At 66.6% G+C, this 17,617-nt stretch carries 16 protein-coding genes and 1 riboswitch; of the genes, 10 read left to right on the top strand and 6 right to left on the bottom strand.

What is annotated here, in order from left to right; translation table 11 throughout:
* The 3 genes from OG203_RS19975 to OG203_RS19965 all read left to right on the top strand — a co-directional run bounded on the left by OG203_RS19975 (window position 1) and on the right by OG203_RS19965 (window position 4,878).
* The gene (locus OG203_RS19975) at window positions 1-3,339 is read left to right on the top strand and encodes an error-prone DNA polymerase (protein ID WP_405167155.1); all 3,339 of its coding nucleotides are present in this window, start codon (window positions 1-3) and stop codon (window positions 3,337-3,339) included.
* 119 nt (window positions 3,340-3,458) lie between these two features.
* Window positions 3,459-4,691, top strand: a complete 1,233-nt coding sequence (locus OG203_RS19970; protein WP_405167154.1) for a DUF4349 domain-containing protein — start codon at window positions 3,459-3,461, stop codon at window positions 4,689-4,691.
* On the top strand, window positions 4,648-4,878 hold the full coding sequence (locus OG203_RS19965) for a DUF167 domain-containing protein (protein WP_405167153.1): 231 nt from the start codon (window positions 4,648-4,650) through the stop codon (window positions 4,876-4,878). Before OG203_RS19970 ends, OG203_RS19965 begins: the two co-directional genes overlap by 44 nt.
* Window positions 4,879-4,968: 90 nt before the next feature.
* Here the strand turns inward: OG203_RS19965 and OG203_RS19960 are convergent, their stop codons facing one another.
* Window positions 4,969-5,433 (bottom strand): tRNA (cytidine(34)-2'-O)-methyltransferase, encoded by a 465-nt coding sequence (locus OG203_RS19960; RefSeq protein ID WP_405167152.1) that lies wholly within the window; start codon window positions 5,431-5,433, stop codon window positions 4,969-4,971.
* A gap of 238 nt (window positions 5,434-5,671) precedes the next feature.
* Here OG203_RS19960 and OG203_RS19955 point away from each other — a divergent pair, with 238 nt between their 5' ends.
* Complete coding sequence (locus tag OG203_RS19955) at window positions 5,672-6,394, top strand: hypothetical protein (protein WP_405167151.1); 723 nt, start codon at window positions 5,672-5,674, stop codon at window positions 6,392-6,394.
* Window positions 6,395-6,404: 10 nt separating this feature from the next.
* Here OG203_RS19955 and OG203_RS19950 read toward each other — a convergent pair whose 3' ends face one another.
* Window positions 6,405-6,950, bottom strand: a complete 546-nt coding sequence (locus OG203_RS19950; protein ID WP_405167150.1) for a carboxymuconolactone decarboxylase family protein — start codon at window positions 6,948-6,950, stop codon at window positions 6,405-6,407.
* Window positions 6,951-7,223: 273 nt separating this feature from the next.
* Between OG203_RS19950 and OG203_RS19945 the strand changes: the two genes are divergently transcribed.
* From OG203_RS19945 to OG203_RS19930, 4 genes are all read left to right on the top strand, one after another.
* Window positions 7,224-7,388: a hypothetical protein gene (locus OG203_RS19945; protein ID WP_405167149.1), complete on the top strand. Its 165-nt coding sequence runs from the start codon at window positions 7,224-7,226 to the stop codon at window positions 7,386-7,388.
* 273 nt (window positions 7,389-7,661) lie between these two features.
* Window positions 7,662-8,720 carry a lipase family protein gene (locus OG203_RS19940; protein ID WP_405167148.1) on the top strand — a complete coding sequence of 353 codons (1,059 nt, stop codon included), beginning with the start codon at window positions 7,662-7,664 and terminating at the stop codon, window positions 8,718-8,720.
* A gap of 219 nt (window positions 8,721-8,939) precedes the next feature.
* Window positions 8,940-9,998: an alpha/beta hydrolase gene (locus tag OG203_RS19935; RefSeq protein ID WP_405167147.1), complete on the top strand. Its 1,059-nt coding sequence runs from the start codon at window positions 8,940-8,942 to the stop codon at window positions 9,996-9,998.
* 76 nt (window positions 9,999-10,074) lie between these two features.
* Window positions 10,075-10,401: a DUF3017 domain-containing protein gene (locus OG203_RS19930; protein WP_405167146.1), complete on the top strand. Its 327-nt coding sequence runs from the start codon at window positions 10,075-10,077 to the stop codon at window positions 10,399-10,401.
* A 72-nt stretch (window positions 10,402-10,473) separates the two neighbouring features.
* Here OG203_RS19930 and OG203_RS19925 read toward each other — a convergent pair whose 3' ends face one another.
* Window positions 10,474-11,424, bottom strand: a complete 951-nt coding sequence (locus OG203_RS19925; RefSeq protein ID WP_405167145.1) for an oxygenase MpaB family protein — start codon at window positions 11,422-11,424, stop codon at window positions 10,474-10,476.
* Between the two features lie 164 nt (window positions 11,425-11,588).
* On the opposite strand from OG203_RS19925, the gene OG203_RS19920 reads away from it, so the two are divergent.
* Window positions 11,589-12,242 carry a TetR/AcrR family transcriptional regulator gene (locus OG203_RS19920; RefSeq protein ID WP_405167144.1) on the top strand — a complete coding sequence of 218 codons (654 nt, stop codon included), beginning with the start codon at window positions 11,589-11,591 and terminating at the stop codon, window positions 12,240-12,242.
* Window positions 12,243-12,271: 29 nt separating this feature from the next.
* On the opposite strand, the gene OG203_RS19915 is transcribed toward OG203_RS19920, so the two are convergent.
* From OG203_RS19915 to OG203_RS19905, 3 genes are all read right to left on the bottom strand, one after another.
* Window positions 12,272-13,390, bottom strand: a complete 1,119-nt coding sequence (locus OG203_RS19915; protein ID WP_405167927.1) for a homoserine O-acetyltransferase — start codon at window positions 13,388-13,390, stop codon at window positions 12,272-12,274.
* A 38-nt stretch (window positions 13,391-13,428) separates the two neighbouring features.
* Window positions 13,429-14,766 (bottom strand): bifunctional o-acetylhomoserine/o-acetylserine sulfhydrylase, encoded by a 1,338-nt coding sequence (locus OG203_RS19910; protein ID WP_405167143.1) that lies wholly within the window; start codon window positions 14,764-14,766, stop codon window positions 13,429-13,431.
* Window positions 14,767-14,859: 93 nt separating this feature from the next.
* Window positions 14,860-14,970, bottom strand: a riboswitch (SAM riboswitch).
* Window positions 14,971-15,021: 51 nt separating this feature from the next.
* Entirely contained in the window at window positions 15,022-15,741 is a 720-nt protein-coding gene (locus OG203_RS19905; protein WP_405167142.1) for a TetR family transcriptional regulator, read from the bottom strand.
* Between the two features lie 132 nt (window positions 15,742-15,873).
* On the opposite strand from OG203_RS19905, the gene OG203_RS19900 reads away from it, so the two are divergent.
* Complete coding sequence (locus OG203_RS19900; RefSeq protein ID WP_405167141.1) at window positions 15,874-17,370, top strand: MFS transporter; 1,497 nt, start codon at window positions 15,874-15,876, stop codon at window positions 17,368-17,370.
* Window positions 17,371-17,617 lie beyond the last annotated feature (247 nt).

The raw sequence follows: 17,617 nt of genomic DNA, 5'->3' as shown, positions 1-17,617 counted from the left end.
GTGGGCTGGAGCAACGGGCCGCCCACCTGGGCGGAACTGGAACGGGTGCTGTCCGGGCGACCGGGCCGGACGAACCCCGACGCGATGTATCCCGGCGACGGCGGCGACGGCCCGGCCTGGTCACGCAAACGCGGGCAGTACCTGGCCGAGCCGGTGGTGCCCGCCGACGGGCCGACGGTGCCGTACGCGGAACTGCACGCGCACTCGGCCTACAGCTTCCTGGACGGCGCGAGCCAGCCGGAGGAACTGGTGGAGGAGGCCGTTCGCCTCGGCCTCGAGGCGATCGCGCTCACCGATCACGACGGCTTCTACGGGACCGTGCGCTTCGCGGAGGCGGCCAGGGCATGGGGCATGCCGACGGTCTTCGGGGCCGAGCTGTCGCTGGGCACCCAGCCTGCCGAGGGTGCCACCGCGCCGGATTCCATGCCGCGCACGGGATCACCGGATCCCGCCGGTCCACACCTGCTGGTGCTGGCCCGAGGGCAAGAGGGCTACCGCCGACTATCGCGGGAGATCTCGGCCGCGCATATGGAGGCGGGGGAGAAGGGCATCCTCCGCTACGACCTCGACGCACTCACCGCGGCGGCCGAGGGGCAGTGGCAGATCCTCACCGGCTGCCGGAAAGGCCACCTGCGCCAAGCGCTCGTCAACGATTTACGTTCGGGCAGTACACGTCTCGTGCGCTCCGAGGCCGCGCTGCGCGAGCTGACGGAACGGTTCGGCGCCGACCGGGTGAGCGTGGAACTCACCCACCACGGCATCCCGGAGGACGACGAGCGCAACGCCAACCTGATCGTCCTGGCCGACCGCCTCGGTCTGCCCGTAATAGCAACCACCGGAGCGCATTTCGCCGCGCCAGGCCAGCGCCGCCGCGCCATGGCGCTCGCGGCGATCAGGGCTAGGCAGAGTCTGGACGAGATCGCCGGTTGGCTGGCCCCCACCGGCGGCGCGCACCTGCGCTCCGGCGCGGAGATGGCGCGGCTGTTCGCCGACTGCCCGCAGGCGGTGGCGAACGCGGCAACGCTGGCCCGCGAATGCGCCTTCGATCTGAAGCTGATCGCGCCGAAGCTGCCGCCGTTCGAGGTGCCCGCCGGACACGACGAGAAGTCTTGGCTACGGAAACTGACGCTGACCGGCGCCGCTGCCCGCTACGGCCCGCCGGAGCGAAACCCGAAGGCGTACCGGCAGATCGAGCACGAGCTCGCGGTGATCGAGACGCTGGAATTCCCCGGCTACTTCCTGGTGGTGCACGACATCGTCACCTTCTGCAGGGACAACGACATCCTGTGCCAGGGCCGGGGTTCGGCGGCCAACTCGGCCGTCTGCTACGCGATCGGCATCACCAACGTCGACCCGGTCACCAACAACCTGCTGTTCGAACGCTTCCTCTCGCCGGAACGCGACGGACCGCCCGATATCGACGTCGACATCGAATCCGATCGCCGCGAAGAGGCCATCCAGCACGTCTACACCAAGTACGGTCGCGCGTACGCCGCCCAGGTGGCCAATGTGATCACCTACCGCGGCAAGTCCGCCGTCCGCGATGCCGCACGCGCACTTGGCTTTTCGCAGGGGCAGCAGGACGCGTGGAGCAAGCAGGTGAGCCAGTGGACCGGCATCGGTACCGAAACGGGCACCGACATACCCGCTGAAGTGCTGCAGCTGGCGTCCGAAATCGAAGGCCTGCCAAGGCATCTCGGTATTCATTCGGGCGGCATGGTGATCTGCGACCGCCCCATCGCCGACGTCTGCCCGGTGGAATGGGCCCGCATGCCCGGTCGCAGCGTGCTGCAGTGGGACAAAGACGATTGTGCCGCCATCGATTTGGTGAAGTTCGATCTGCTCGGCCTCGGCATGCTCTCCGCGCTGCGCTACATGATCGACCTGGTGCGCGAGCACACCGGCGTGATCGTCGAGCTGCACAAGCTCGATCTGCAGGAAGCCGCCGTCTACGACATGCTTTCGCGCGCCGACTCGGTCGGCGTGTTCCAGGTGGAGTCGCGGGCGCAGATGGCCACGCTGCCGCGGCTGCGGCCCCGGGAGTTCTACGACCTGGTGGTGGAGGTGGCGCTGATCCGTCCCGGTCCCATCCAGGGTGGGTCGGTGCACCCCTATATCCGGCGCCGCAACGGCAAAGAGGAAGTGACCTACGACCATCCGGCACTTGAGCATTCGCTGTCCCGCACACTCGGCGTTCCGCTGTTCCAGGAACAGCTCATGCAGATGGCCGTCGACGTCGCGGGCTTCACCGCCGTCGAAGCCGATCAGCTGCGCCGCGCGATGGGCTCCAAACGCTCCCCGGAGCGCATGGAGGGACTCAAGGAGCGCCTTTATCAGGGCATGCGCGAATTACACGGCATCACCGGCGAAATCGCCGACCGCATCTACGAGAAGCTCTATGCCTTCGCGAATTTCGGCTTCCCGGAAAGCCATTCGCAGAGCTTCGCCTCGATCGTGTTCTACTCGTCATGGTTCAAGCTGCACCACCCAGCGGCGTTCTGCGCCGGTCTGCTGCGCGCGCAACCGATGGGCTTCTACTCGCCGCAATCTCTGGTCGCCGATGCCCGCAGGCACGGTGTCCTGGTGCACGGCCCCGACATCAACGCCAGCCGCGCCGAACCAACCCTCGAGCACGACGGCACCCAGGTGCGCCTCGGCCTGGCGTCGATCCGGCACATCGGCGCCGACCTTGCCGAAAAGATCGTCGCCGCAAGGGATCAGGGCCCGTACACCTCCTTCCTCGACCTGACCGGACGCGTCGAACTCACCGTTGTCCAGGCGGAATCGCTGGCCACCGCGGGCGCCCTCGGCGGTCTCGGCAGCACCCGTCGCGCCGCCCTGTGGGCCGCTGGCGCCGCCGCGGGGGAACGTCCGGATCGGTTGCCCGGCACCGGCGCCACCACCACCGCCCCCGTGCTGCCCGGCATGAGCGACCTCGAACTGGCCGCCGCCGACGTCTGGGCCACCGGGGTCTCACCGGGCAGCTATCCCACCGAATTCCTGCGCCCTCGGCTCGACGCACTCGGCGTGATTCCCGCGGCTGGCCTGCTCGCCGTGCGCGACGGGTCACGAGTTCTGGTCGGCGGCGCGGTGACGCACCGGCAACGCCCCGCCACCGCCGCCGGCGTCACCTTCCTCAACCTGGAAGACGAGACCGGCATGGTGAACGTCGTCTGCTCGGTCGGCCTGTGGGCCCGCTTCCGCCGCCTGGCGCAGAGTGCCCCCGCCCTGCTCATTCGCGGCCGGGTGCAGAACGCCGAGGGGGCGGTCAGCGTCGTCGCCGAACACCTGCAGCGCATGGACCTGCGCGTCGACTCCAAGTCACGCGACTTCCGCTGAGTCGCTGATCGTTGTCCTGAATGACCTGGCCGCCCACACTTTTAGGAAAGTGTTAGAAGGGCTCTAGAGAACGGTTACGTCAGGCTATTCGCGCAGCCAGAGCGGCTAGTGTGCGAATCATGCGGAAGCTTGCTGTGCTGTGCATCGGTCTGCTCGGTCTGACGTTGCTCGTCGGCTGCGGCAGCGACAATGACAACGCGAAGAAAGTCGCGCCGCCAAACCGGGCGTCGACCTACGCCACCATGGAGCCAGCCCCGGCGGCCGCGCCACCACCGGGGCTGCGCGAGCAGGGGCCCGCGCAGAAAGACGTCCCAGGCACCGGCGGCGAAACGATCACGGCGCGTAAAGAAGTCGTCACCGGCAACGTCGCGATGACCGCTGGCAAACCGATCGACACGGCGAGCAAGATCGCCGACCGGGTGCGCGAGGTCGGCGGCCGGGTCGACAGCAGGACCGAACAGCCGGGCACCGACGACGCCGATCCCAGCGCCAGCCTCACCGTCCGGGTACCCGCGGACAAGACCGACGCGTTCGTCGACGGACTCGGCGGCTTCGGCCGCATCACCCGGGTGCACACCAACCGCGACGACGTGACCATGCAGTGGGAAGACCTGGACGCCAGGATGAAGGCGCTGCAGGCCTCCGTCGACCGGCTGCGCGGGCTCATCGCCGGCGCGACCAACACCGCCGACCTGATCAACGCCGAGCAGGCGCTGTCCAGCCGCCAGGGCGAGCTCGACAGTTTGACCGCGCAGAAGAAGCACCTCGACGATGAGGTCGCGCTGTCCACGCTCAACATCGACATCACAACCACGACAACGAAAGCCCAGGAGGATCGCGCCGACAGCTTCTGGAAGGGGATCGTCACGGGCTGGCATTCGCTGGTGAATTGGCTGAAGGACGCGGTCGTGTTCACCGGCAAGGCGCTGCCGTGGCTCGGCTTCCTGGTGGTGCTCGCCGCCGTGGTCCTCGGCATCGTGCGGCTGGTGCTGCGGCGACGCAAGGGTGCGACCGTTCGGGGACAATCGACACCGGTTGGGGTCGGCGCGGGCGCGAAGTCGGGTCCCGCCGCAGGTGCTGGGTCCGCGGTAGGTGCCGGTTCCGCGGAAGCCGCTGGTTCCACGGAGGGTGCTGGTTCCACGGAGGGTGCTGGTTCCACGGAAGGCGCGGGAGCCACGGAAGGCGCGGGAGCCACGGAAGGCGCGGGCACCGCAGAGGGCGCAGGCACCACAGAAGGCACTGGCACCACGGAAAGTGCTGGGGCCCCGAAGGTTACGGGAGCCGCGGGTACGGCGACAGGAGAGACGAGTGCCGACAACGGTCCGGGCGACCATAAAACCGAACAGCCGTAAGGGCCCGCTCGTCGAAACCCTCGACGACGGCACCCTCCAGCTGTACGTGCGCGCCCCGGCCGTCGAAGGCAAGGCCAACAAGGCCGCCATCGAACTGCTCGCCGAACACTACGGAGTACCGAAAAGCGCCGTCCACCTGTCGGCCGGCGCCACCTCCCGCTTCAAACGCTTCGAGATCGACCGCTGACCCGCCCGCGCGGCAACCCGCATCGTTTGTCCGGCCGCGCCCGATTCTGCTGGTAATTCCTTGCGTCGCCAGCGAATTCGTGCGCGGCGTTCACACCCCGCCGTCGAAGCCGAGCTGGCGCCAGGCCTCATACACCGTGACGGCGGCGGCGTTGGACAGGTTCATCGAGCGGCGCCCCGGCAGCATCGGGATGCGCAGCTGACTGGTCACATGCGGATCATCGAGTACCGCCGCGGGCAGCCCCGTCGGCTCGGTGCCGAACAGCAGCACATCCCCTTCGCGATACGCCACCTCGGTGTAGTGCGTCTTCGCCTGCGTCGTGAACGCGAAGACCCGCTCCGGCCGCACCGACTCCCACGCCGCCGCGAGATCCTTGTGCACCGTCACCGACGCCAGATCGTGGTAATCCAACCCGGCCCGCCGCAACTTCGCCTCCGAAAGATCGAACCCAAGCGGCTCGATCAAATGCAGCTCACACCCGGTCCCGGCGACCAGACGAATCGCATTGCCGGTATTTCCGGGGATAGCGGGCTCATGAAACATCAGTCGGAACACAACAGCCAGTCAATCAGGTGGTTGCGGAACTGATTCGTTGACCTACCGTCGCCGCGGCCGTGCTTCGCGGCGAGATCGGAGGCGGAGGTTTGCCGCCTCATCCCGGAACCGCTCGTGCGCCGTGTGGGCGCTGTTCGGGGTTCAGTGGTGTGAGGTAGGTAACTTATAGCAATATAAGCGACCGATCGGACGTATATATTATCTAGGTCATATTCGCGTCTGACAGGAGTGTGGAAACATGCGCGTTCAGCGGCGTTTGAGTGTTGTGCTGATGGGTTGTTTGACGGTCACCGCGGTGGCGATGGCGGGGAGACCGGCGGTAGTCGAGGCCGCACCGATGCCGGGCTCAGGGGACAGCACTACCGGCGCCGATTCGCTCGATCCGCAGGCGGTCGGCGAGTTGCGGGACGCGCTGGCTCAGCTGCGTCCATTGGCCGCCGCCGATACAGTGTCGTTGCGGGACAAGGCGATTGGTGATGTCGGGGCGGGGGTGGTTCCGTGGCATTCGGCGGATGCTCCGGTGTGGGATCAGGCGGTCGCGTTCGGGCTTCCGAATGGGCGGACGTTGGTGGCCACTCCGTCCACGGCGACCGGCGATTCCCTCGGAGTGCTCTACGACGCCAACGGCGCGGTTTCCCGCCATGTCGAAAGTCGGATCGCGATCCGCCCGGATGAGTCCGCGGCAACCACGGTCTGGATCGACGATGCCGCACCGGTGCAGCGAACCTTCACCGCCGACCAGGTGCACAATGCCGCGGCCTCGGCCAAAGAAGTCTTCTTGGGTCCCGACTGCGCGGCGGCGCTGGCGGAGGTGCCGTTGCTGGCGGTAGGCACCGTCCTCATGCTTTTGACTCTTCCCCTCCTCCTTGTTCCAGGAGTCAATATTGCCGTTGGCCTCGTGTGGGTTGGGGTGATCGTTAACTGGATCGCCGTCCCCGTCATTTGCCTGGGACCGATATAGGAGGTCCGCGCTACTTCGCCGGGCGCTCCGGCAGCGCGCACACCCCGTCCTCAGCCATGCCGGTCGGTCGTACACCGAGGCCTTGGTTGAGGCGGGCGCGCTGGTTTTCCCAGGCGATGGTGGTCGCCAGTTCGGCGAGTTGGGATTTCGACAGGTGGGTCAGCAGGGTGGTGCGTAGTTCGTCGAGGTCGACGGCGGGGGTCGCGGTCATGGCTTCGGCGAAGGCGATGACGAGTTTTTCCAGATCGGTGTAGGCGTCGCTGGTTCGGTAGCGCGGTAGATCGGTGAGCTGCTGTTCGGTCAGGCCCGCGGACTTGGCGAGCGCGGAGCCGATGTCGAGGCAGAATTCGCAGTTCACCAGGCCCGCGGCCTTCAGCTCGGCCAGCTCCTTGAGCTTCGGGTCCAGTCGGTTGGTGAACAGCAGCGCCGTCTCGAACACCATGGTGCCGAACAAGATCTGTGGTCGGCGCAGCAGCCAGCCGAACAGATCGGACCGGTTCCGCTTCGCCTGCCGCACCGCCGCAAGGTAGTGCCGAATCCGCGTCAAGGCTCTCATCGCCCACCCTCCTGGATCAGATGACTCGACTCTACAGTCAAACTACGTTACGTAGTAGGTGTCTGGCTCGACGGGTTTGCCCAATCAATATGAATTTGCGAACGAATCCGAATAAGAAGGTTTCAACCCAGTGAAATGCTCATAACTCCACTCTGTTACATCGTTGATATTAAACGGTTACTCTTCATATCGCTCAACTGTTGACTGAATCACAATCCATCCCTGTAGATTCACCAGCGAAAATAATCCTTCCTGAACCCGAGAGGACGTGCTATGCCGATTATCGGTTCGGCAATTTGCGATCTGATGAACCTGATCCCAACTGCGATCATGTCGACTGTTCTGCCCGGTATAGGTTCGGTTATGGCTCCGGTCACCTATATGGGCTCGGTCGCCTTCAATACCATCGCGGCAGTGTTTACGGGTTCCATGCTGTGATCGGTGCTTGATCGCGTCGTGCGTGGCACGACAGCGATTGCCGTGTCACGCACGACGCTTGCCTCAGCATCGCCGAACCGTTGTTATCGATCTCGGTGCCAGGCTGACCGCCCCGCCTTCGCGCATATTCGTCTTCGCTGGAACGGAAAGTGGTATTAGATGCGATTGTTCGGCTCGTGGCGGTGCGCGGTTCTCGCGGCGGCAGTGGCGGTCTCCGCGTTCGGCGTCGCCGCGACACCGTCGAGTGCGGCGACAGTGGGGACTGTCATCTCCGTGACTCCACAACCCGAAGGTTGGCGCGGTATGCCCGGCGGCTCGGTCGTCGAGTATTGGATGACCGGCTCGGATGGTTCGCCGCAACCGGCGAGCGGTGCCGTGCTCATTCCTCGGGGCACGCCGCCCGCTGGTGGTTGGCCGATTATCGCCTACGATCACGGCAGCTTCGGTCTCGGTCGAGGGTGTGGCGGCCAGGCCGATTTCGCCAGCGGTCCATGGCCAGAGCGCCGAGTCCACGAGGACGCGTTCCTGCGGACCTTTGTGTCCAAGGGATTTGCCGTTGTGGCACCGGATTATCTCGGGCTCGGGCGTTTCGATACCGGGCCGCATCCGTATCTGGAGCTGAAAACCGAGGCGACCGCGACCATCGACCTGGTCAAGGCGGCAAGGGCGAGCCACCCCCAGTTATCGCGGACCTGGGCTCTGCTCGGCGGTTCGCAGGGCGGTCAGGCCGCGCTCGGCACCGCCTATCTGCAGCGAACATACGCGCCAGACCTTGATTTTCGTGGCACCATCGCGATCGATCCCGAATCAGAAGCGGAAAACCTGCTGCCGATGGCGGGGCCATGGGGTCCGGATCTGCCAACGGTGATCGGCGATGCTCTCACCATGGTGGTCGCGAGTGTTCTTGTCGGACTGCGTGTCTCGCGACCGGATGCGGACATCGACAGCTATCTGACGCCCCGAGGCCGGGAAGTACTCGACAGCATCAGCGTCTTGTGCCAAGACAAGATACTCGAACGAGTTCAGGGCGTCGGAGTCAGCGATCTATTGTCGAAGCCGCTGGGCGACGAGCACTTTCGCGCCGTTCTCGCCGATTACATGGGCGTGCCAACCAGTGGCTACAACGCCCCGATCCTGTTGCTGCTCAACGCCACCGATATCGCGGTGCCTGCGCCGCTGCACGCGGCCCTTGTCGCCCGGTTCGCCGCTAACCACGTCGACTATCAAGCCGTCGTCGGCACTGGCTTGCATCTCCAGATCAACCAGGCCATGGGCGCGGCCATCGATGCCTTCCTCGCTCGTATCCAGTCCTCGAAGTCAGAACTGAACTAGCCTCGGCCATTTCGCGGTAAGGCGCAGCGGCAGAGCGCAATAGAGAAATCGGTCCTATCGATTTCTCGAAATTGAGCACGAACTCGTTTGTCGCGCATGAGTAATACTCTGGCGTGTCGTTGCGCGTCGATCGAAGCGCAATGTTGGATGCTTTTGCCCATGACCTCGACTGCCAGTACAGGAGCATTGAAATCCCGACGAACACGTTATAGCAACGGTGTGGTAATCGGGCTGATCATCGGTGCTCTTACCTCATTCGGCGTATCGCCCGCAGGCGCCGACCCGACCGATCAGCCGGACCTGATAACCGCCGGTATCACGGCCGAAGATGGTTCTCGGATAGCCGAAGTCGAGCGCATCGACGATCGCGGAATTCGGCTGCAGGTCTACTCCGCGGCGATGGACAAAACCTTTCCGGTGGAGATCCAGCGCCCCGCGGATACTTCGCGGGCGCGGCCGAGCCTGTATCTCCTGAACGGTCTTGACGCGGGGGAAAGCGTCGCCTCCTGGCAGGCGCAAACCGATGTTCGCCAGTTCGTCTCCGACAAGAATGTCAACCTGATCCTGCCGATCGGCGGTAAGGCGAGCTACTACACCGACTGGGTCAAGGACGACCCGAAACTCGGCCGCAACAAGTGGAAGACGTATCTGACCGAAGAATTGCCGCCGCTGATTGATTCGGCACTCGGCACCGACGGAGTCAGGGCCATCGCGGGAATCTCCACCTCCGGCACTTCGGTGCTGGCATTGCCCATTGCCAAGCCGGGTCTGTACCGGGCGGCGGCCGCGTACAGCGGCTGCGCCCAGACCAGCGACCCGATGGGCGCCTACTTCGTGCAAACCGCCGTCGGGATGGCGGGCGGGGACGCCAAAAACATGTGGGGACCGTTGAATTCGCCCGAGTGGGCGGCAAACGATCCGTATGTGCACGCAGACGGGCTGCGTGGGCTCGACCTGTACCTCTCCTCGGGTGACGGCCGACAGGGCGAATACGACACGCTCGACGGCCGGAAGTCGCAGCTCGATGGCATCAAGACCCAAATCGACGGTATGAACGATCAACTCGGGCCGATGGGGCTGGTGAATCAGATCATGGTCGGCGGCACCATCGAGAGTGCCACCTACTACTGCACGCGCAACCTGGAGAAGAAGCTCGCGTCGCTCGATATCCCCGCGACCTTCCACTACGCCTCGGGCACGCACTCCTGGGGCTACTGGCAGGACGAGTTCAAGGAGTCGTGGCCGGTGCTCGCGCACGGATTGGGCTTGGCGGAGTAGGCGAGCGGCTCCGTGCGGACGGGCGAGCAGAGCCCGTCGGCGGCGCGGGGTGGGTGGCGTCTGTAAGAATCGGGGGGTGACCGATGCCGACACGTCCACCGCGGACCAGCGGGCAGGCAGCAGCTTGGGCTCCCAGTTTCTGCGCTGCCACCTGCCGCTGGTCATCGTGGCGCTGGTCATCGCGGTGGCGATCGTGTTCGTCGCCCAGGATCGGTGGCGCCGCGGCGCGCTGTTCTTCGGCGGGGCGACCTTGCTTGCCGCGGCGTTCCGACTGTGCCTGCCGACCGCGCGGGTGGGCTTGCTCGCCGTGCGCAGCAAGCCCTTCGACGTCGGCGCGCTGACCCTGCTCGGCTCCGCCATCGTCTTCATCGCCGCAACCATCAACACCTTGGGCGTGGGCTAGTCGCCTGCGGCAGAGGCTATTTCGTTGATTCGCCCGCCGCACCCCTCGATGCGGCGGGCGAATCGGCGAAACTCAGGCAGGCTCGGCGACCAGCGCGGCGCGCCCGGATCGACTGCCGTACAACGCGCGTGCCTCCGTCGGGCTGACCGTCTCGAGCCTGGTCGGCGCCGCCGCGTTGATGTGCTCCTTCAGGATCTGGCCCGCCATCGGCGCGATGAACGGCGCCGCGACAAGCAGTCCGAACGAGTTGAACCGGGTGAATCCCCACACCAGCACCTTCGCGGGCAGCCGCACCGCGAGATCGACGATGCCGAGCCGATCGAACCGCCCGAGCTTGCGCATCCACTTCGGCAGCGTCGACACCGACGCCAGCGAAAGCAGCCTGCTGCCAATGGCATACGAGAGCCCGGCACCGTTGCGCGGTGAGGTCCACAGCAGGTGGTGCATGCCCTCCTCGGCCCGCTCGGACGTGCACAGGCGCGGGCGAACCCGCTCGAAGTACTCGCGTACCTCGGCGCGCGAGCGCGGCACGTCCTCGGGCTTGCAGGTCTGCAGCTCGGCCGCGACCGCGCACTCCTGCCAGAAACGCGTTTCCTCTTCCGGTGTCAGCCCTGGGCCGAACATCTCGTAGGCCTTGAGTACCGAATGCCAGCCGGTGATGTGGATCCACAGCTGGGTTTCCGGGCTGTTCGCGCTGTAGCGGTTCCCGCTGATCGGTTCGATGCCGGTCATCGGCGCGTGGATCCGCATGAGGTGCTCGGCCGCCTGGATGGCGGTGCGTCCGTCGGCGATCGCGGCGATCAGGAAGTAGGAGAAGGTGTGATCGAGGCGCTTGCGCGGGTCGCTGTAGATGCCGCGCGAATCGGCGACGGCCGCGGTGAGGAACGGGTCGAAGTGCTCGAGCACGACGGCCCGCTGGAATCCGATGACCGCGGTCGGCGCGGTCCAGACCTTCCAGCTCGGCGAATCGGGGCCGAAGAACCCGTAGTCGTCCCGGCGCAGGGTGGTCGGATCGAAGTGCATCACGTGCTCCTTTGCGGTGATCGCCCCGGCACCGGGGTTGAATACAACGCAACCGTAGCAATTGCGTGCAGTGAATACAACGGTTGCGTAGCATTTGTGATCGGAAGGATTCGGGATCGAGGCCGGGATGCTGTCAGGATGGACCGCATGGAGGTGAGACGGCAGTGACCACATCGCGCGCCGCGGCGGACCGGCCGCGTCGGCGCTACGCACCGCGCCTGCCGCCGGAGCAGCGCAGGGCCCAGCTGCTCGATGCTGCCTTCGCGGTGCTGAGCCGGGTGGAACTGCACGAGCTGAGCATGGAGGCGGTCGCCCAGGAGGCTGGCGTCGGCAAGCCGGTGCTCTACACCGTCTTCAAGACTCGCGCCGAACTCGTTGCGGCACTGCTGGAACGGGAGCGCGAGCGCGGCCTCGAACAGGTCGCCGAGACCCTGCCGACCGACCTGATGGGCGCCGACCCGGTCGTCGCCGCCTCGGCCACCGTCGAGGCGTTCGTCGGTGTGGCACTGGAGAATCCGACCCGCTGGCGACTGATCCTGGCCGGGCCGGGCAACGCCCCCGACGAATACCGTGAGGCGCTGCGCAAATCCCGCGCGGGCATCTTCGACCAGGCCGAAGCGCTGGTCCGCGTCGGCACCGCACTCGAACCCCGTTGGGCCGGAGTGGATTCCGGTCTGCTCACCAACTCGCTACTGCAGGTCGCGGAGATGCTCGGCCGCCTAGCCGTCAGCGAACCCGACGAATACCCCCGCGAACGCCTCCAGGGATTCGTCCACGCCATCGTCCAACTACTGGTCGGCGCCCCCACCTCCGACTAACCGCGAAAAGTGCTGCGCTCGAGGTGGATTCAGCGGATGGGCTGACGGCTCTGCTGGGCCAATCGCATGGTTTCGGTCAGCAGCTTGGATACCGCCGCGGCTTCGGTGAGGAACCCGTCGTGCCCGTCGCGCGAGTGCACGATCTCCAGTCCGTCGCAGCCAGGTAATCCCTCGGCGAGTTCCTGCTGCGTGCGCAGCGGGTACAGCCGGTCGGAGTCGACGCCGCCGACGACGCACGGCACCGGCGTCGCGGCCAAGGCCGCCCGCACCCCACCGCGGCCGCGGCCGATGTCGTGCCGGTTCATCGCCTCGGTGAGCAGCACATAGGTGGCCGGATCGAAACGCCCGCAGAGCTTGTCGGCCTGATGGTCCAGGTAGCTCTGCACCGCGTACCGGCCGCCGCGCCACGGATCCTCGGCGCCCTGCGCGCTGTTCTCGTACCGGTGGTCGAGCTCGTCCTCGGTGCGATAGGTCAGGTGCGCGATGCGCCGGGCGATGCCCATGCCCGTCATCGGCGCGCGGTCGGTGTCGTGATAGTCGCCGCCCTGCCAGTCCGGATCGGCCTTGATCGCCGCGATCTGGGTGGTCTGCGTGCCGATCTGGTCCGCGGTGGCGCGGGCGCCGACGGCGAGCACCAGCGCGGCGCCGACCCGGTCCGGCGCGCCGACCATCCACTCCAGCACCCGCATGCCGCCCATCGACCCGCCGACAACGGCGGCGAGCCGCTCGATGCCGAGCCGGTCGATCAGCGCCGCCTCGGCGGCCACCTGGTCTCGGATGGAGATCTCCGGAAACCGTGCGCCCCAAGGCTTTCCGTCCGGTGCCAGCGTCGAGGGCCCGGTGCTGCCCTGGCAGCCGCCGAGCACGTTCGTCGCGATCACACACCACTCGTCGGTGTCGAGCGGACAGCCGGGGCCGACCATGCCGTCCCACCAGCCGGGCAGCTGATGGATGTCGTCCGGGTGGCCGACCACGTGCGAGTCGCCGGTCAGTGCGTGCTCGACCAGCACGACGTTGTCCAGCGTGGGGGAGAGCTCACCCCAGCGCTGCACCGCGAGGTGCACCTGCGGAATGACCGCGCCGCTCTCCAGCTTCACGTCTCCGATGGCGATGATGCCGAGCCGCCCGTCCGAGGGTGGCAGGGCCACCCCGGACGAACGGGCGAAACTCGGTTCGGTACTCAATGTCACGTCGCCGCCGCCGCGAAACCGGCCCGCAGATCGGCAAGGATGTCGTCGATGCCCTCGATCCCCACGGCCAAGCGGACCAGGCCCGGAGTGACACCCGCGAGCAGTTGCTCGCCGGGCGTCAGCTGCGAATGTGTGGTCGACGCGGGGTGAATCACGAGAGAGCGCACATCTCCGATGTTAGCCACATGGCTGTGCAGGGCTAATCCGTCCACGAACTTCTTGCCCGCATCGACACCGCCGCGCAGCTCGAAGGAAACGATCGCGCCAGGGCCCTTGGGCGCCAGCTGGTTGGCGCGTTCGTACCACGGCGACGACGGCAGACCCGCGTAGATGACCTTCGTGACCTCCGGCTGGGTGCCGAGGAAGTCGGCCACCGCCTTGGCGTTGGCGACGTGCCGCTCGACCCGCAGGCTCAGCGTCTCGATGCCCTGGCTGATCAGGAACGCGTTGAACGGCGAGATCGCCGCGCCGAGGTCGCGCAGCAGTTGCACGCGCGCCTTGAGCGCGAAGGCGGGCGCGCCGAGGTCGGCGAATACCGCGCCGTGGTAGCTCGGGTCCGGGGTGGTGAAGCCGGGGAAGCGCGACTGTCCCTTCGCGTCGGTCACCGTCCAGTCGAAGTTGCCGCCGTCGACGATTACGCCCGCCACCGCGGCGCCGTGCCCGCCGAGGTACTTGGTCGCCGAGTGCACGACGATGTCGGCGCCGTGCGCCAGCGGCTGGATCAGGTACGGGGTGGCGACCGTGTTGTCCACGATCAGCGGCAGCCCGGCCGCGTGCGCGATGGCGGCGATGCCGGGAATGTCGAAGATGGCGCTGCTCGGGTTGGCGATGGTCTCGCCGTAGAACGCCTTGGTGTTCGGCCGGATCGCGGCCCGCCACTCGTCCAGGTTGTCGGGGTCGCCGACGAAGGACACCTCGATGCCGAGCTTGGGCAGCGTGTAGTGGAAGAGGTTGTAGGTGCCGCCGTAGAGGTGCGGGCTCGACACGATGTGATCGCCGGACGCGGCCAGGTTCAGGATCGCGTACGTCTCCGCGGCCTGTCCGGAGGCGAGCAGCAGTGCGGCGACACCGCCTTCGAGCGCGGCGACGCGCTGCTCGACCACGTCCTGGGTCGGGTTCATGATCCGGGTGTAGATGTTGCCCGGCTCGGCGAGCCCGAACAGCGCGGCGGCGTGATCGGTGTCGCGGAAGGCGTACGAGGTGGTCTGGTATATGGGCAGGGCACGGGCACCGGTGGTGCCGTCGGGTGCCTGTCCCGCGTGCACCTGCTTGGTCTCGAAGGACCACTGCGCGGTGGGATCGACATCGGCCGCGGGCACGGTGGAATCACTCATGAGCTTTGCTCCAAAGGAAAAGGTTGTTCGCCAGAACTACAAGGGTTATCGGGATATGGGCGAAGGACAACAACACATTTCGGGAACCTCCTGAAAGCGCGCTTGCTCTCGACCTTCGAGAGCCCGGTCATCACCCGGAGCACCCCACCGCTGCTGGAGGGTTGCCGTCCAGCAAGCCGGGGCTTCGCGCTGGCACTCATGACCTGAGGGCATCATAACCGGCCGTCGCGCGACGGCCGAAACCTATCGGCGAACTCAGTCCGACGCGCTGGTCCGCGCGCCGCCGCAGACGCGACGGAACTCGTCGAACGCCGCGGTGAAAGAGTTCCGGCCCGCCGCGGCCGCGGCGCGCAGATCGTCATAGTCGAACATGCTCTCGCCGCACTCCATCGCGAGATGGCCGATGAGCTGCCAGGTGCCGAGGATCAGCCGCACCGGGAGCGCGCAGGGTGTGGTGTCGAGTCGTTCGGCGACCGCCGCGGCGATCGCCCTGTTCTTGCTGTCGGCGTGTTCGAGGCTGCGCGCGCTCACCGAGGGACTGCTGCGCACGATCCGCTGCATCTGCTGGAACTGCCGGAACGAGATGGGGCCGCCCGCTGGTTCGTGCACGGCTCGGTCGATCACGTGCAGAAACGCCTTGCGCAGCGATTCCAGTTCGTTGCCGTCGACCGGGAGTTGGCGCAGCGCCTCCGCCACGGCCTGGCCGAAGTCCTGGACCGGGCCGAGGACGATGTCCTCTTTGCTGTCGAAGTACCGGTTGATCGTGCGCGGCGAGACGTCGGCGGCGTTGGCGATCTGCTCGACCGTCGTCGCGTCGAAACCCTGTGTGTCGCACAGGCTCAGCCCGACCTCGATGATCCGCAACCTGGTCTGCTGCTTCTTGCGTTCGCGCAGGCCGGGATTGGCGTTCGGCGCGGCGCTCGCAGGAGTTTCCGCTGCGGCACTCGCGCCCGTCGGCGTCGGTGACTCGAGCATGTGCACACCCTATCGCAACCTAGTGTTTTCGTGTCCGTAACCGTCAAATGTCGCATCACGACATTTTTCTCTTGACGACAAATGTCGGCTAGTGACAGGATAGCCACGCACTTCCTACGATGAGGAGACGACGTGACCGAGACTGCGACAGCAGTAGAAGTTCCGGTAAGAAAGGGCAGTTCGGCACGCTGGTTCGCACTCGGCGTGATCGCGTTGGCCCAGCTCATGGTGGTTCTGGACGCCACCATCGTGACCATCTCGCTGCCATTCGCCCAGCAGGATCTCGGCATCAGCGATGGCAACAAGCAATGGATGCTCACCGCTTACACGCTGATCTTCGGCGGCCTGCTGCTGCTCGGTGGTCGGCTGGCCGACTACCTGGGCCGACGCAGGATGTTCATCATCGGCCTGGTCGGTTTCGCCGCCGCGTCGGCACTTGCCGGTCTCGCGCAGAACGGCGCGGAGATGTTCGCCGGGCGCGCGCTGCAGGGCGCGTTCGCGGCGTTGCTCGCGCCCGCGGCGCTGTCGCTGCTGTCGGTGACCTTCACCGAGGCCCGCGAACGGGCCACCGCGTTCGGCGTGTTCGCCGGCATCTCGGCCGGTGGCGCCGCGCTCGGCCTGATCGCCGGTGGCGCGCTCACCGAGTACGCGTCGTGGCGCTGGTGCCTGCTGGTGAACACCCCGATCGCGCTGCTCGCCCTGCTCGGCGCGCTGGCGTGGGTGGTCAAGGACGTGCCGACGCCGCGCACCGGCGGCTACGACGTGCCCGGCGCGGTCACCGTGACGCTCGGCCTGATCGCGATCGTGTACGGCTTCAGCCGCGCCGCCGAGGACGGCTGGCTGTCCGGCAGCACCCTCGGCCTGCTCGTCGCCGGTGCCGCGCTGCTGATCGCCTTCGTCGTCATCGAACGTCGCTCGGCCAATCCGCTACTGCCGCTGCATATTCCGGGTGAGATCAACCGTGGCGGCGCGTTCCTCGCCGCGCTGCTTGTGCCGATCGCCATGTTCGCGATGTTCCTGTTCCTCAGCTACTACTTCCAGATCACCCTCGGTTACTCGTCGCTGAAGGCGGGCTTCGCGTTCCTGCCTTTCCCGGCCGGTATCGCGATCTCCGCGGGTATCACCAGCGCGCTGCTGCCCAAGCTCGGCCCGCGCCCGCTGATGGTGGCCGGTGCGGTGCTCGGCGTGCTCGGCCTGCTGTGGCTGGCTCAGCTCGGCTTCGGCGACAGTTACGCGTCGAGCGTGCTGCCCGCGCAGGTGCTGATCGCGCTCGGCATGGGCCCGCTGTTCGTCGGCATGCAGACCGTCGCGCTGCACCAGGTCGAGGAGGCGGATTCCGGCGTGGCCAGTGCGCTGCTCAACGCGGCGCAGCAGGTCGGTGGCGCGGTCGGCACGGCTTTGCTGACGACCATCTCGGTGCAGACGGCCAAGTCCTATGCGGAGAGCCATGCCACGATCGACAACCTGATCGCCCGCGCCTCGATCCACAGCTACGACGTGGCGTTCTACGTCGGCGCCGGGTTCTTCCTTGCCGCCGTCCCGGTGATCGCGCTGATGATCAGGGACCGGCCGGAGAACCTGATCGAGGGTTCCGAGGACGGGGCGCGCCCGGTGCACGTCGGAGTCTGATCTCGAAGTAGTACCCCTCGGTCCGCGTATCGCCAGCTCGGCGGTGCGCGGACCGAGGTCGTTGCGGGCGGCGACCTGCGAATTGCGCAAATGACCTACCAGTCAGTAAGTTCGTGGGGTTTCTCACTCGGGGGGCTGCCCGCACACCACGATCATCGGCAGCAGTACGCTTGTCTTGTTTGACCACTCGTCTCGCGGACAACGCGGGGCATATACGTTGTCTGTTGGAACAGCTGGGGTCCGCTCA

Origin of the sequence: Nocardia sp. NBC_01499, from assembly GCF_045040275.1 — a bacterium.
Classification (GTDB): Bacteria; Actinomycetota; Actinomycetes; order Mycobacteriales; family Mycobacteriaceae; genus Nocardia.
This window is presented reverse-complemented; position numbering and strand designations above follow the sequence as displayed.